General features: G+C 67.7%; 14 protein-coding genes. 7 read left to right on the forward strand and 7 right to left on the reverse strand.

The features are described 5' to 3' along the window. Window positions 1-54 precede the first annotated feature (54 nt). Window positions 55-354, forward strand: a complete 300-nt coding sequence (locus P3102_RS36870; RefSeq protein WP_276365273.1) for a GlsB/YeaQ/YmgE family stress response membrane protein — start codon at window positions 55-57, stop codon at window positions 352-354. A 32-nt stretch (window positions 355-386) separates the two neighbouring features. Continuing rightward, window positions 387-1103, forward strand: coding sequence for a leucine-rich repeat domain-containing protein (locus P3102_RS36875; RefSeq protein ID WP_276365274.1), 717 nt, complete (start codon window positions 387-389; stop codon window positions 1101-1103). A 3-nt stretch (window positions 1104-1106) separates the two neighbouring features. On the opposite strand, the gene P3102_RS36880 is transcribed toward P3102_RS36875, so the two are convergent. Genes P3102_RS36880 through P3102_RS36890 form a run of 3 tightly spaced genes read right to left on the reverse strand, consistent with a single transcriptional unit; the run spans window position 1107 to window position 5123 of the window. Beyond that, complete coding sequence (locus P3102_RS36880; protein WP_276365275.1) at window positions 1107-2951, reverse strand: VanW family protein; 1845 nt, start codon at window positions 2949-2951, stop codon at window positions 1107-1109. A 29-nt stretch (window positions 2952-2980) separates the two neighbouring features. Next, window positions 2981-3274: a co-chaperone GroES gene (locus P3102_RS36885; protein WP_007032412.1), complete on the reverse strand. Its 294-nt coding sequence runs from the start codon at window positions 3272-3274 to the stop codon at window positions 2981-2983. Between the two features lie 40 nt (window positions 3275-3314). After that, complete coding sequence (locus tag P3102_RS36890; protein WP_276371522.1) at window positions 3315-5123, reverse strand: NHL domain-containing thioredoxin family protein; 1809 nt, start codon at window positions 5121-5123, stop codon at window positions 3315-3317. Window positions 5124-5302: 179 nt separating this feature from the next. Here P3102_RS36890 and P3102_RS36895 point away from each other — a divergent pair, with 179 nt between their 5' ends. After that, entirely contained in the window at window positions 5303-5872 is a 570-nt protein-coding gene (locus P3102_RS36895) for a hypothetical protein (protein ID WP_276365276.1), read from the forward strand. Here the strand turns inward: P3102_RS36895 and P3102_RS36900 are convergent. Both P3102_RS36900 and P3102_RS36905 read right to left on the reverse strand, forming a co-directional pair. After that, entirely contained in the window at window positions 5839-6336 is a 498-nt protein-coding gene (locus tag P3102_RS36900) for an SRPBCC family protein (RefSeq protein WP_276365277.1), read from the reverse strand. The two genes, P3102_RS36895 and P3102_RS36900, sit on opposite strands and share 34 nt — an antisense overlap. A 35-nt stretch (window positions 6337-6371) precedes the next feature. Then, the gene (locus P3102_RS36905) at window positions 6372-8717 is read right to left on the reverse strand and encodes an oxidoreductase (RefSeq protein WP_276365278.1); all 2346 of its coding nucleotides are present in this window, start codon (window positions 8715-8717) and stop codon (window positions 6372-6374) included. Between the two features lie 755 nt (window positions 8718-9472). Between P3102_RS36905 and P3102_RS36910 the strand changes: the two genes are divergently transcribed. Genes P3102_RS36910 through P3102_RS36925 form a run of 4 tightly spaced genes read left to right on the forward strand, consistent with a single transcriptional unit; the run spans window position 9473 to window position 12558 of the window. Then, complete coding sequence (locus P3102_RS36910) at window positions 9473-9979, forward strand: hypothetical protein (protein ID WP_276365279.1); 507 nt, start codon at window positions 9473-9475, stop codon at window positions 9977-9979. Next, a complete protein-coding gene (locus P3102_RS36915; protein ID WP_276365280.1) occupies window positions 9979-10590 on the forward strand; it encodes a DUF3558 domain-containing protein in 612 nt (203 codons plus the stop codon). Before P3102_RS36910 ends, P3102_RS36915 begins: the two co-directional genes overlap by 1 nt. 5 nt (window positions 10591-10595) lie before the next feature. Then, a complete protein-coding gene (locus P3102_RS36920) occupies window positions 10596-11813 on the forward strand; it encodes a hypothetical protein (RefSeq protein ID WP_276365281.1) in 1218 nt (405 codons plus the stop codon). A gap of 1 nt (window position 11814) precedes the next feature. After that, window positions 11815-12558 (forward strand): ESX secretion-associated protein EspG, encoded by a 744-nt coding sequence (locus P3102_RS36925; protein WP_276365282.1) that lies wholly within the window; start codon window positions 11815-11817, stop codon window positions 12556-12558. Here the strand turns inward: P3102_RS36925 and P3102_RS36930 are convergent. Both P3102_RS36930 and P3102_RS36935 read right to left on the reverse strand, forming a co-directional pair. Beyond that, a complete protein-coding gene (locus P3102_RS36930) occupies window positions 12555-13310 on the reverse strand; it encodes an amino acid ABC transporter ATP-binding protein (protein ID WP_276365283.1) in 756 nt (251 codons plus the stop codon). The genes P3102_RS36925 and P3102_RS36930 overlap by 4 nt on opposite strands. Beyond that, window positions 13307-14113 (reverse strand): amino acid ABC transporter permease, encoded by an 807-nt coding sequence (locus P3102_RS36935; RefSeq protein ID WP_276365284.1) that lies wholly within the window; start codon window positions 14111-14113, stop codon window positions 13307-13309. Before P3102_RS36935 ends, P3102_RS36930 begins: the two co-directional genes overlap by 4 nt. Between the last annotated feature and the right edge of the window lie 30 nt (window positions 14114-14143).

Genomic DNA, 14143 nt, shown 5'->3' on the forward strand with positions numbered 1-14143 from the left:
GGTCCCATTCGGTGTCACGGTGGGTCCAATTCGATTCTCAGCGAAGGAGGAACCATGTTGGGTGGCCTTTGGGGCATCATCACCACGATCGTGGTCGGCCTGATCCTCGGTGTCATCGGCCGGATGCTCGCGTCCGGTGACCAGAAGATCCCGATGTGGCTGACCATCCTGGTCGGCGTCATCGCCGCGTTCATCGGCAACTGGCTGGCCGGGGTGTTCGGGGTCCGCGACACCCCGGGCATCGACTGGATCCGGCACGCCTTCCAGGTCGGCGCGGCCGTCGTCGGCGTCATCGCCGCGGCCGCGGTCTACGCGAAGGTCAAGGGCGGCGGCGGGCATCGGGCCGTGACCTGAGCCCGCTGATCCATCGCCTACGGTCGGCCCCTGTGACCACTAGACTCGAACTCAGTGGCCAGGGGCTGACCTCCCTGCGCGACCTTTCCCTCCCGGCTTCGCTCGAAGTAGTGGATCTGTACGACAACCAGCTGACGTCGGTTCCCGACGAGCTGTGGTCGCTGACCGGGCTCCGCGTGCTGAATCTGGCCACCAACCGGCTGAGAAGCATCTCACCGTCGATCGGCGCCCTGCGGAATCTGCACACGCTGGATCTGGGGCACAACGAGTTCTCGACCTTGCCGGACGAACTCGGCGACCTTTCCGGGCTGACGGAATACCTCTACGTGAGCGACAACCGGCTGACCGAGTTCCCCGTCGCGTTGTGCTCGCTCGGGCGGCTGAAATACCTGGGGTGTACGGACAATCGCATCTCCACCCTCCCGGATGACCTTTCCGGGCTGGCTTCGCTGCGCGAGTTTCGCCTGTACGGCAACGGGTTGACCGAGCTGCCGGAGTCGATCGGAACACTTTCCGCGTTACGCGAGCTGCATCTGCGGCGTAACCGGTTGACGGCGTTGCCGCCCTCCATCGGAGAGCTGAGCGAGTTGCGCCAGCTGGACCTTCGCGAGAACGAGCTCACCTCACTGCCGGAGTCCATCGGCCGTCTGTCCAAATTGGACAAATTGGATCTGCGGTGGAACAAGGAATTACGGGAACCGGCGTGGCTCGCGGACTTCGAGGCCCGCGGCTGCATGGTGCTGCGGTGAGCCTCAGACGCAGATGACGGTGGCGCGCGGCGAGTAGGTCGCGTTGCGGGTCTCCCGGCGGACCTCCGTGCCGGTGACGACGTCGATGAGCACCCGCGTGTCCGAGGTGCTGAAACCGGCCGCGCCGGGATCCGGCACACAGCCGGGACCCGAACCGGCCTGCACCGGCCGCGGGACGAAGGAGTGCCGTTCGCCGCCGACGCTCTGCACCGAAAACCGTTTCGTGCCCCAGATCCGCACGGTCACCGAGCCGTCGGCGGGCAGCACCTGGATCGCGACCCCGGTCGGGGCGTCGTTGACGATCTGCATCTCGACCGGAGAACCGTTGCCGTCGATCGCCTTCACGTCCCGCGCGACCGGATAACGGTCGAGGTAGTGGTCGTGCTCCAGATGTCCGCCGTCGGCCATGCCCGCCAGGTACGCGGCGTTGTAAAGCGTCGTCGCGAGCTGCGAAACGCCGCCGCCGAGCACGACCGGGCCGGTGCCGTCCTCGTTGACCTGGGCGGGGACGTACCCCGCGTCCGCCGTTCTCGGCCCGGACCGCGCGCCGAGGCTGAACGTCTCATTCGGCTCCACGATGGCACCGGAGACTCGGGCGGCCAGCACCTGCACGTTCGTCATCGCCGGCCCGCTCAGGCCCGACGTGGTGAATTCGCCGATGACCTCGTTGATCCCGAGGACGTTCGCCGCGTCGGTGCCGACGGCCGGGCTGCTGGCGTCGTAGACCGCTTTCAGCTCCCTGTCCTGGCTTTTGGCGAGCGTCGAGGTCAGCGCGGAGAACGTGAGATCCCAATTGACCTTCCTGGCGTCCTTCGACGGCTGGACGGCAGGCCTGTCACCGACGAAGACGATCTGCGCGTCCGCCCCGTCGGTCTCGGTCTCCTTGAGCTGAGGCTGCGCCGCGGCCCGCAACTTCCCCTGGTCGATGCGGACTTCGAGGTTGCCGTCGTCGCGCGCGGCGAACTGGAAGGACCCCGCGATCGTATCCGGTTTCAGCGTCGCGTCCTTGCCTTCGCCGCGGATGACCAGCGGTTTCGCGACCGCCGGGACGACGATCTTGTCGAGCGCCGCGTGCACCCCCGCATACGTCGCCTTCACCGGTGAGACATGCACCTTCAGCTCCACGCCGTCGTCGCTCAGCCAGCCGTCGACGACCGCGGCGACCGCCGCTTCGACGTCGGCGAGCGACTGACCTGCCCGCGGTTCGACCGCGGCCGGGACGACTCCGCCGTCGGTGCCCGCGACCGGCTGGAAGGTGATGTTCCCCTCGACCGGCGGGCGGTTCAGCCGCGCGGCGGCGAGGTCCGCGACGGTCTTCTTGAGCTTCGGCGCGTCGGTCCAGGTGACGACGCCGACCTCACGACTGGTGAAGAACGACATCACCCGCGTGTACGGGCTCAGCGGCTGGTGACCGGCGCGGCCCAGCGTCTGCGGCCAGTCCAGGCCGAGGCCGGACGACGTCGGGTACAGCACCGTGCGCACGTCTCCCGCCCGGACGCGGACCGGCTCGATCAGCCTCGGTTCCAGCTCACGGCGAAGTTTCGACTCGGCCTCTTTGTGCGTCAGGCCGCCGACGTCGATCCCGGCGACCGTGACGCCGCGCGGGACGTCCCCGGCGCTGACGACGAGATCGACCGCGTACGCGAGCACGAACAAGCCCATGAGGATCCCGGTGACCATGAGGGTCTTGCCGAGCCCCTTCCGGAACTTCGACGCGGGTGTGGGTGGCGGCTTGACCACCCTGTCGCCCTCGAAGAGCTCGTCGACCAGGTCTTCGTCGGTGTCCGCGGCGGGCAGGAGGTCGTCGGTGAACAGGTCGGTGCCTGACTCCGCGTGGTCATCGCGCACCTTCCCCCACCACCCCTCCCGCGGTCGAGCTACAGGTACAACCCCGTGCCGTGTTCGGTCCGTTCCGTCGCCACGGCGTGGATGTCCCGCTCCCGCATCACCAGATGCCCCTCGCCCTGGATTTCGACCTCGTGCTGGTCGTCCGGGTTGAACAACACCCGGTCGCCGGTCTTGACGTTGCGCACGCTGTTGCCCACGCCCAGTACATCACCCCAAGCGAGCCGCCGCGCGACCTGCGCGGTGGCGGGGATGACGATGCCGCCGGAACTCCGGCGCTCTCCGTCCTCGGGGGACAGCTTCACGAGCACCCTGTCCTGCAGCATCTGAATCTCGAGTTTCGGCCCGTCTGACACGAGTACGACTCTACTTACCCGGATCTCCCGCCATGACCAGGCTCAGCCCGCTTTCCCCACCGGGTTCGAACCGCACCGGCACGCCCCAGTCCTGCCGGGTGATGCGGCAGGCCGGGTGCTCGCCGCCGTCATCGCAGCTCGCGGCCTGCGCGACGACCTGCAGGACACCCGCGGTGGCCCCTTCGGCGAAGCGGAGCTTGCGGAACAGATCCGTGCCCACGCCCGCGCCGTCGGCGAGCAGTTCCGGCGGCGACGCGCTGATCTCCAGCCGCGTGGAGGGCCCGAACCGGTCGTCGAGCTTCTCGCCGGGAGGCGGGGTGAACACGACGGAGAACTCCAGCTCGCCCGGCGCCAGCACGGTCGGCGGACGGCGGACCGCGTGCGCGTCCCCGGCCACGGCCTGCTCTCCGAGCGGCACCGGCCCGATCCGGCCACCCGCCGACTCGACGACCAGCAGTTCGCCGTCGTGCACCAGCAGACCGGACGGTTCCGCGAGACCGGACGCGAGCGTGGTCACCTGGCGGGTGAGCGGATCGTAACGGCGGACGGCGCCGTTGTAGGTGTCGGCGATCGCGATGGTGTCGCCGGGCAGCACGGCGAGGCCGAGCGGATGCTGCAGCAGCGCCTTGTCCGCGGGGCCGTCGACGTGCCCGAAGGAGAACAGGTCGACGCCGATCGCGGTGTGCACGGTGAACGTCTCGCCCTCGGGCTGGATCCAGCGCAGCGCCGAGGTCTCCGCGTCCGCGAGCCACAGCTTCTGCCCGTGAGGTGCGAGCCCGGATGTTTGCGCGAAGAACGCCTCGTGGACGTCACCGTCTCGCAAGCCCTCGACGGTCGTACCGGCGAAGCGGCGGATGGTGCCCGAAACCGGTTCGAACACGCTGAGCGTGTGGTTGCCCGCCATGGCGACCACGATGCCGCCCGCAGGACCCCACCAGGCGACGTCCCAGGGGCTTGTGAGGTCGATCTCCAGCGCCTTGCCGGTGTCGACGCCGTCGCGCCACTGGCGGCCGGTGCCGGCGACGGTGGAGACCTCACCGGTGATCAGGTCGATACCGCGCAACCGGTGACCGGCCGTGTCGGCGACGACGGCGTGGTAGCCCGCGCGTTCGGCGACCTCGTACGGCAACAGGGTGATCCCGGCCGGCTCGGTGAAGCTCGCCAGGTCGAACGGACCGTCCTGCGCACCGCGCTCTCCACTGCCGAAGCGGCGGATGATCGTCTCGCCGTCGGACGCGAATTCGACGATGGAGTGGTTGCCGGTGTCGGCGACCAGGATGCGGCCTTCGGCGGTGGTGACGGCCTTGCTCGGGAACCGCAGCTCGGTGCGCTGCTCCTCGGCGGGCACGTACGGGCTGCCCCCGCGGCGCAGCGTGCCCTTGGCCTCGTGGGTCGCGACGAGGTCGGCGATCACCCGGCGCAGCGCCTCGGCATGCCCCTCACCGGCGGCGACGTGGACGACGTACCCCTCGGGATCGACGACGACCAGCGTCGGCCACGCCTTGACCGCGTACTGCGACCAGGTGGTCATCTTCGGGTCGTTGAGCACCGGGTGGTGCACCTCGTAGCGCCGCACGGCGGCCTCGATCGCGGCCGCCTCACCCTCGTGCAGGAACTTCGGCGAATGCACGCCGATGGTCACCAGGACGTCGGCGAACTCGGCCTCCAGCGGGCGCAGCTCGTCCAGCACGTGCAGGCAGTTGACGCAGCCGCTGGTCCAGAAGTCCAGCAGGACGACACGGCCGCGCAGCCCGGCGAGCGTGATCCGCTCGCCGCCGGTGTTGAGCCACACGTCACCGACGAGCTCGGGAGCCCGCACGCGGGACTGCGTTCGAGGAGAAGTCACGACATGAGTGAACTACACCGATGGCCGCTCTGTTCCGAGGTCCAGACGTTGAGAGGGCGAGCTCACCCCGGGGGAGGAGCCTCATGTGGGTGATGAGGGCGTGGTGTTAAAAGAGAAGGCGCCCACGCGATGCGCGACTTAGGCTCGAACACATGTCCACTGTTGAGCACGCCTTCACCATCGAGGAGGCACACGACCTCCAGGCGAGCTTGGCCGAACCCGTGCGTCCCGGGTTGAGCGAGGCCGAGCTCGACGACGTCGAAGCCCGCTTCGGCTTCCGGTTCGCCGCCGATCACCGCACGTTCCTGTCCGCCGGGGTGCCGATCGGCGACCGCTGGCCGGACTGGCGCTGCGGCAACCCCGGCCAGCTGCGGAAACGCCTGGACTGGCCGGTCGACGGGGTGCTTTACGACGTCGAACACAACGGCTTCTGGCCACCGGACTGGGGAATGCGCCCGATCGACCTCGCCGACGCGCTTTCGCGGGCCCGCTCGCTGCTGGCGCGCGCCCCTCAGCTCGTGCCCGTCTGCGGGCACCGGTACCTGCCCGGGATCGCCGGGAGCTCGGGATATCCGGTGCTGTCGGTGTATCAGACCGACATCATCCACTACGGCTACGACCTGCGGGGATATCTGCGCCACGACTTCTGCGGCCAGCCCTTGGGCCCGCCGCCGCCCGGCGGACCGCGTCAGATCGAGTTCTGGTCGCGGTTCGTGGAGTGAACGGACTCGGCGGCGGCCTTCAGCCGGGCCAGCGTCGCCGCGATGTTCGCCCGGTTGGCGTCGTCCCGCTTCCAGACCCCGGTGAAGAGCGACGTCGGCCCGCGTAGCCAGCCGGGCCGCCGATCCCACGTGCTTTCGACGGCCACGCAACCGTCACCCGTGGACTCGATGTCGTACTGCCAGCGCGCCACGGGAAGCCCGGCGAAAGTGGTCACCTCGAACGCGAACCGCTTGCCTTCGTCCGCGTCGGTGATCCGCGAGAGGGTGCTCCAACGACGGATCCCGCGGCGATTGCGGCCGCGGAACCTGGCGCCGACGACGGGCTCCTTCGTCGCACCGACCCAGCGGTGTCCTTCGTACTCTTCGGCCACGTCCGCGAGTGCGCCCGGGTCGCTGACCAGGTCGTACACCTTCCCGGGCGGGGCGGCGATCGCGATCTCGCCGGTGGCGCTGGGCTCCGTCATGACCTACCTCCGTACTGAGGGTATGTGAAATACCCTCAGTTGTCGCGGCGGAGCATGCGGCTTATCCCGGCCGCCACCGTCGTCGCCAGCACCCAGCCCGAGGCGGTGAACCCGGCCGCGACCCAGTTGTCCATGCCGTGCATGTACCAGCGCGACTTGTTGCCGAAGTCGACGATCGGCACCAGCAGGTCGACCGTGTACAGCACCGGGTTCCACTGCAGGCCCGTGTCGTCCTGGTTGACCAGGCACCGCGGCCCGCTCACCGTGAGTTTCGGGTTCGTGATGCAGTCGTCGACGCCGAGCCCGAACCACAGACTGCCCAGCACGAGCAGCGTCAGCAACCAGCCGAGCGCGCGCACCGGGCGGAAGCCGTAACCGACCATCGACCGCTGCAACCAGCTCCACACGTGCACGCCGGGGCCGAAGAACTTGAAGCCCTTCGCGAGCGCTTCGTACCTGAACTGCTGCTTCTTCAGCAGCACCGTGGACGCGTGCTCTTCGTTACCGGACGCGCGCAGCGTCGCCGCCAGCTGGTCGTACGGTCCGGGGCGGTAACCGTCCATCGCCTTGCGCAGCAACACGATGCGATGGTCGATCGCCCGGTCGTCGTCGAGCGCGATGTCCTCTTGCAGTGCGTCGTACCGGAAATCCTCCAACTCGATACCCGTCGCCGACGCCCAGAACGCCTCGTTGTCGCCCAGCGTCCCGCAGTGCGCGCGCCGCAGCACGATCCGGCCGTCCGGTGGAGTGGCGGGCGTGAGCAGGAACTCGTCGGCCGAGACATCACTGCCGTCGAGCGCGATCCCGTGCTGTGGCAGGGAACCGAGCCGTGCGCCACGGAAGTCGACGCGCCGGGCGACCTGCGCGCCGTCGAGGTTGACCCCGCCCTGCGCGACGAACGGACGCTCCTTGTTCTCGGTGAGGATCAGATCCCGGCCGATCCGCGCGGTGCGGACGTCCAGCGAGTAACTGGTGCGCGTGCGTGCGCCGGGCTCGGTCAAACTCGTGCCGAAGAGGTTCACGCTGCCGCCGACCTCGGCGCCCTGCAACCGCAGGGTGCCCTGGACGGTCGCGTCGGTGAGCTGGAAGTTGCCCGCGATCTTCGCGCGGCGCGCGGAAAAGACGTCACGACGCGGATGCAGGAACATCGAGTTCCACGCCAGCACGTTGCCGCCGACGGTGATGTCGGCCATGCGCAACTGCCCGGACGGCACGCGCAGGCTCGTCGCCTCGAGATCGCCGCCGATGGTGGTCCCGTCGAGGTGGATCGCGCGGTCGTAGTAGGGAATGCTCTGCCCGCGGACGACCTGGACCTCGGCACCCGCCAGCCGCAGTGAACCGCCGATCCGGGCGTTGACCATCCGCAACGTCCCGGTCACCTGCATACCGTCGCTCAGCTCGAGGTTCCCGTTGACCATCGACCGATCCGCGACCAGCGCCGGTCGCGGATCGATGTACGGATCGTTCGACTTCCACGCGTCGACGACGATCGGCCCGGACTGGTTCACCGAGAGCTTGGCTTCACGGAAAATGATGTCACTGTCCACAGTGGCGCTCGGCAGGAACACGATCCCACTGGCGGAGAAGCGTTTCCGCTGCGCGGCGGGCCCGTAGTTGTCCACCTCGCACAGCAGGCTGCCGCCGATGTGGATCCCGTTCCCGTTGAGCGCGAAGCCGTCCCGGTTGTTCAACGTCGCGCCCGAGAAGTTGACGTTACCGCCCGCCCGCATACCGGGGATGCGGACTTCACCGTTGGCCACCAACCGATACGCCAGCAACGCGCCCACGATGTTGACCCGGTCGGCCTGGATCGCCTTGCCCCGCGGATGCGTGATCACCGTGCGGGTCAGCACGACCGAGCCCTCGATGACCGCGTCGGTGAGGTTGACCGCCGCGTTCGGCATCCCGCGCTCGCGATCGTCGCCGCGCTGGACCGTGGTCTCCTCGATCTCGTGCTCGGGGTCTACGTGCACGACACTGCGGATGAGGCGGACGTCGTTGCGGGTACGGAGATTGCGCGCCTTGAGCCCGGGCAGCCAGCACTTGCGGAACACGAGCCCGAGCAGATGCGCCTCACGGACGTCCGGCGGATGCTCGAAGCGGCACCGCTCGAACCGGAACAGATACTTGATGTCGGCCGCGCGCAGATCGAGCGTCCCGGTGATGTACGCGTCCTCGACCTGCACGATCGGCGCGTTGGTCGCCTGGCGCCGCCACCGGAGCAGCCCCGTCGTCCCCGGCTTCATCAGCTCGGACGCCGGGACCTCGTACCGTTTGTCGGGGTTCGGATCGAACGGGTCGAGCGGCGGCAGGGACGTGTCACCGTTCTGGTCACCTTCCCCCGGATCGCGCGGACCGTTGTTGCGCCGAAACCCCGGCATCGTCTCGCTTCCCTCCCCGTCGTTCCCCGGCCACCAGCGAAGCCGATCACGCACGGGATCCGCAAGTGGCCCAGGACAATAGACCGCAACCTGCCATGAAGCCACGACGGCAGAACAGCCGCCCCGGGTTCCGGACCAGGCCGTTTCCGGGGTCGTCGGTGATCTTGGCCGGATTGGGTGTTCGGGTGGTGGTTCGCGGCGACGGTCACTGAGCGGAGTCGATGGTGGACTACGGGCAGGTCGCACCCTTTGCGGCACGACATGACAGCACATACAACTGGAGCCGGAAATGACGATCCGGTGCGATCAGCAGCATCGTTCCGACGATCATCACCATGCCGAGCGGCTGCGGCGCGGTCGGTGCCGGACTTGGTCGTCGGCAACCAGTCCGGCCCTGGCGCTTCACACGCATAGAGCACGACCGACGGTCTCACCACGTTCAGGCCGAGACCTGCACTCTCACCGTCGGTATCCGAGAAGACCTCGTCCATGCGATCACCCGCACCTGTCATTCCCAAGGTCGCCGATCCATGCGGCATCGTGGCCAAGGCCACGGCGATCACGAACCGCAAAAGCCCTGATCGAGCAATACCGCCATTCAGGACGAGGCGTGTCGCCCACCCCACCTTTCGATGGTGATCTACCTCGAAATGGCTGATCGACGGTTTACCTGCCTGCTATCGTCACCGGTTGAAGTCAATAGGGCACTACGGGTAGGTCGCACCCCATCGCGACCCGTGCGGGGAGGCACGTCAATGACAGGACCGGGACACGGCCCTCAAGGGGTCTACGAGCAGATCAACGGGCCGGGGCCGCAGGCACCGCCGTCCGGTTCAGGGTTGATTCAAGGCGCCGCGGCGGCACCACCGCCCCCGCCTTCACCGCCCAACTATCGTGAATTGGGTAGCGGTCAGGCGAAGGCCGACTTCGCGGCGGCTTCAGCGAACAGTGGCTGGGAGTTCGACCCTGAGGCCATGAACAAGGTGATCAAATCCCTCGAAGACAGCTTGGAAACCGACTTCCGTGAGGCGCAGACCCAAGCATCGTGGCTGAATCAGATCACGCCTCCAGGCGACGAGGTCGGTAGCCAGGGTTACGTAACGGCTGCGAACAACTCCGGGACTTCCTACCAGGCTTTTCTCGACGGTGCTTTCAACTACACCAGCGCGTACCTGGATACCCTGAAGAAGATCAGGACTGCTTACCAGGAACAGGACCGAGCAGCCCTTGATGCTCTTCGTCAAATCGGAAAGGTCGTTTGATGCGCCGGCGTACCCAGTTCCTGTCCGTGGCCATCACGGCCGTTGTGGTACTCGCAGGCGGCTGCAGTGACCAGAAGCCCGGGACGCCCACTCCGGTGCCGTCACCGACCCCACCCTCGGCCCAGCTTCCGAGAGACGGAGCTCCTGCGGTCACCGACCCGATCAAGAACACGTCGGGAGCGGAGACGGATCCGTGCAGCGCGGTGAAGACGGCGCAGGTAGAAGAGTTCGGCGGAAAAGTCGAAAAGACCGTGACCGACAACGGTGGGCTCGGCAAGAACTGCGGTTGGATTTTCGAAGAGGGACCCAGCAATGTCAACGCCGGCATGGTCGTCGGCAACAAGGAAGGCCTGAGCAGCCTTTACGCCAAGAACGCGCACGGAGACTTCGCCACGTTCAAACCAGTGGACCCCATCGAGGGCTACCCCGCCGTTATCTATGGCACGACAGGGGGACGTGAGGGCTTCTGCAATCTGGCCGTCGGTCTTCGTGACGACCTCGTTTACACCGTCGTCCCACAGTTGTACTCGGGCAATCCCATGGTCAACGACCCCTGCGGCCTGGCCACCAAGGTCGCTGCCGCCGCGATCAAGAATCTCAAGGGAGCGTAGGCCCCATGACCTACAGCGGTTGGGAGATCTTCACCAAACTCAACGCCAATCCCGACACCACGGGCACGCTCGACCAAGCACAGAGGGCCTCTCACACTTTGATGGACATCCATCACAGAATGAGCAGGACGATGGAAGCCAGCCAAACCGCGCTGAGTTCCTTCTGGAAGGGCAAGGCCGCCGACAGCGGGGTAGCAGGCCTCGCCCCGCTGATCGCCGCCTCCGAGATCGCGGGCGAGAACATGGATCGCGCCCGGCAGTCGATGTACGACCAGAACGCCTCGTTCCATTACACGCGCGGCAATGTCCGTCCGGTGGAGAAGGAGCGTGCGGGGGACAGCGGGCCGGAGGACGTGCTGTCCATCGGGGCGAGTGACGACGAGGTCGCGGCCGCGAAGTTCGACGCGGACACCAAGCACAACGTCGAGATCTACGAGCCGTACTACCAGAGCACGCAGCCTCGGCAGCAGTCGCTCGCGCCGGCGTATCCGGCCGCGCACGATCCGAACGTCTCGTCCGGGCCGATCACGCCGGATCCGGTCGATCCTGGTCAGACCAGGGTCAGCGGGTTCAGTGGGGCGCCCGGCGACTCCGGGCGGCATGGTGGTCCCGGCGGGTACACCGGCGGGCCGAGTTCGTACAGCGCGCCTCCGGGGGCCGAGGGTTACCAGGCACCGCGGCCGCCGCAGGTTTCGCAGCCGCCGCAGGTTCCGCGGCCGCCGCGGATGCCACGGCCGCTGCCGTCTCCGCGGCCGAACGACCAGACCGACCTTTCCAGGACGGAGGACAAGGTGCAGGGGCGTCCTGGTGACTTCCGGCCGCCCACCTTCGGACCGGGTGGGCCGGGCACCGGCGGACCCGGTGGCGGCAGCGGGTTCGGCCCGGGGCCGGGTGGGTTCGGCGGCGGATTCGGGCCTGGGGGCGGTTTCGGGCCGGGTGGGTCCACGGGCGGACCGGGAAGCATGGCGCCCGGGCGCGGTGTCGGCGCCGGGATGCCGGGCGAAGGCGCGATGCGCGGACCGGCCGGGACGCCGGCGGGTGGCGCGGGGGCGGGACGCCCCGGCGCGCCGGGGATGGGTGGCGGTGGGATGGGCGGCGCCAAGGGCAAGGGCGGCGAGGACGAGGAGCACCAGCGCAAGATCATGCTGCAGGAAGAGGACGGCGACTCCCTCTTCGGCGGCTACGACGGGGACAAGCCGGTTCCGCCGGTGATCGGCGCGTAGCGTGCTGCAGAGACCCGTCGCACTGACGCTCCAGACTTACGAAACCCTGCTGGACCACCACAACCTGGGTGACATCCACCCGACGCTCGTCCGTGGTGCGCAGTGGTACCTGCCCGAGGAACGTCGCGAGCTCGCCGCCACCGCACAGTCCGAATTGGACAGACAGGATCTGCTCACGCGAGGCCGGATCGACGACGAGTTCCTCGATACGTTGCGTTTCCTGCAGCAGCCGGCGGTGGAGTACTACTCGTGGGTGAAGTCCGAGGGGCGTGAGCGGGCTGTGCGCGCCGCGGGCAGTGGCCGGGAAGCGGTCACGGTCGTCTTGGCCGACGAGGTCGTCCAGCTGACGCCGACCAGACCGGACACGCTCGCGCAGGATTTCACCGGTCTGCTCCCGGAGGCTCCCGCCGCGCGCACACCATCGCTGAACTGCGCGGAAGCCGATCTGCAGATCCTGATGAAGGGCGAAACGCTGACCGGCACCGGCCCGAGCATCCGCGACGCCAAGAAGATCATCCAGTGGATCCGGTCGCCGCACACCTTCTTCGGCAGGCTTTACGTCGCCATCCGTGACGGCGGCGGCAACCGGAAACGCCTCGCAAGACCACCGGGCTGGATGGACACCGAACAGGGCCGCGTCGTGTTCGGCCCGGACGCCAAGGGCTGGGTGAGCCTCATGGGCGCCGGGCCGCACGAAATCGTCGCGAAGGTGGTCCAGCTGGAGTCGCAGCTCCGGGGACGCTAACCCTGGTGGTTCGGATTCAACACCCGCGAGAGGAACGTCTTCGTGCGTTCCTCCTGCGGGTCGCCGATCACCTGGTCCGGTGCACCCTGCTCCACGACGACACCGCCGTCCATGAACAGCACGATGTCGGCCACCTCGCGGGCGAACTGCATCTCGTGCGTGACGACGAGCATCGTCATGCCCTCCTGGGCGAGTTGCCGCATGACCGCGAGGACGTCACCGACCAGTTCGGGGTCCAGCGCCGACGTCGGTTCGTCGAACAACATGACGTCGGGATCCATCGACAACGCCCTGGCGATCGCGACGCGCTGCTGCTGCCCGCCGGAAAGCTGTGTCGGCAGCGAAGTTTCCTTCTCCGCCAACCCGACCTTCGCGAGGTTCTCCCGCGCGATGCGCTCCGCCTCGTCCTTGCCGCGCTTCAACACCTTGCGCTGCGCGACCGTGAGGTTGTCGAGCACGCTCAGGTGCGAAAAGAGGTTGAACGACTGGAAGACCATGCCGATCTTCGTGCGGGCGGCGTCGATGTCGACGTCCGGGTCGGTGATCTCGCTGCCGTTGACCACGATCTTGCCCTGCTGTGGTTCCTCGAGGAGGTTGACGCAGCGCAACAACGTCGATTTGCCGGAGCCCGACGGGCCGATGATGCAGACGACCTGGCCGCGCTCGACGTGCAGGTCGATGCCCTTGAGCACTTCGAGTGCGCCGAACGCCTTGTGCAGTCCTGAAACCTCGACGATCGTCTGGGCGCTCATACCGTTCCTCCGCCGGGCACTCCGGCCCCGTATTTCTTCTCCAGCCGCTGCTGCAGGATCGACAGCGGAATGGTGATGACCAGATAACACAGACCGGCGACGACGATCGGTGTCAGTCCCTTGGCCTCCAACAGCGCCTGACGGCTGAACTGCGCGAGTTCCTGCTGCGCCGGCGTGGTGCCCAGCAGGAACGCCAGCGACGAGTCCTTCGTCAGCATGATCAGCTCGTTGGCCAGCGGCGGCAGGATGATCCGGAACGCCTGCGGGATCACGACGGTGATCATCGTGCGCGCGGGTGACATGCCGAGTGACCGCGCGGCCTCGACCTGTCCGCGCGGCACCGCCTGGATACCGGCGCGGATGGTCTCCGCCATGTAGGCCGACGACACGATGCCCAGCGCCAGCATGATCGAGATGTTCCGCGGCAGGAACACGTTCGGGAAGGCGATCGGCACCCCGACACCGACCGCCAGGAAGATCAGCAGCGCGGGCAGGCCACGGAAGAACTCGATGTACCCGCGCGCGAACCAGCGGTACGGGCCGACCGACGACAGTCTCATCAGCGCGAGCAGGAGACCGAGTCCGAGGCCGAGCACGAAGCCCAGCGCGGTGAAGATGATGGTGTTCTTCAGTGCGACGGTGATGACGTCCGGGAACTGCTTCGCGGCGACTTCGAGGTCGAAGAACGCCTTGCCCAGCCGTCCCCAGTCGGCCAGCAGCGCGAACACCACGACGATCACCAGCAGCAGACCGTACTGCGCCCACCGGAACGCCGATCGTCGCTGGCGGCGGCTCAGAGCCATTTCTCTCCTCAAACAGGTGGTGACAAGCCT

The organism is Amycolatopsis sp. QT-25 (assembly GCF_029369745.1).
Classification (GTDB): domain Bacteria; phylum Actinomycetota; class Actinomycetes; order Mycobacteriales; family Pseudonocardiaceae; genus Amycolatopsis.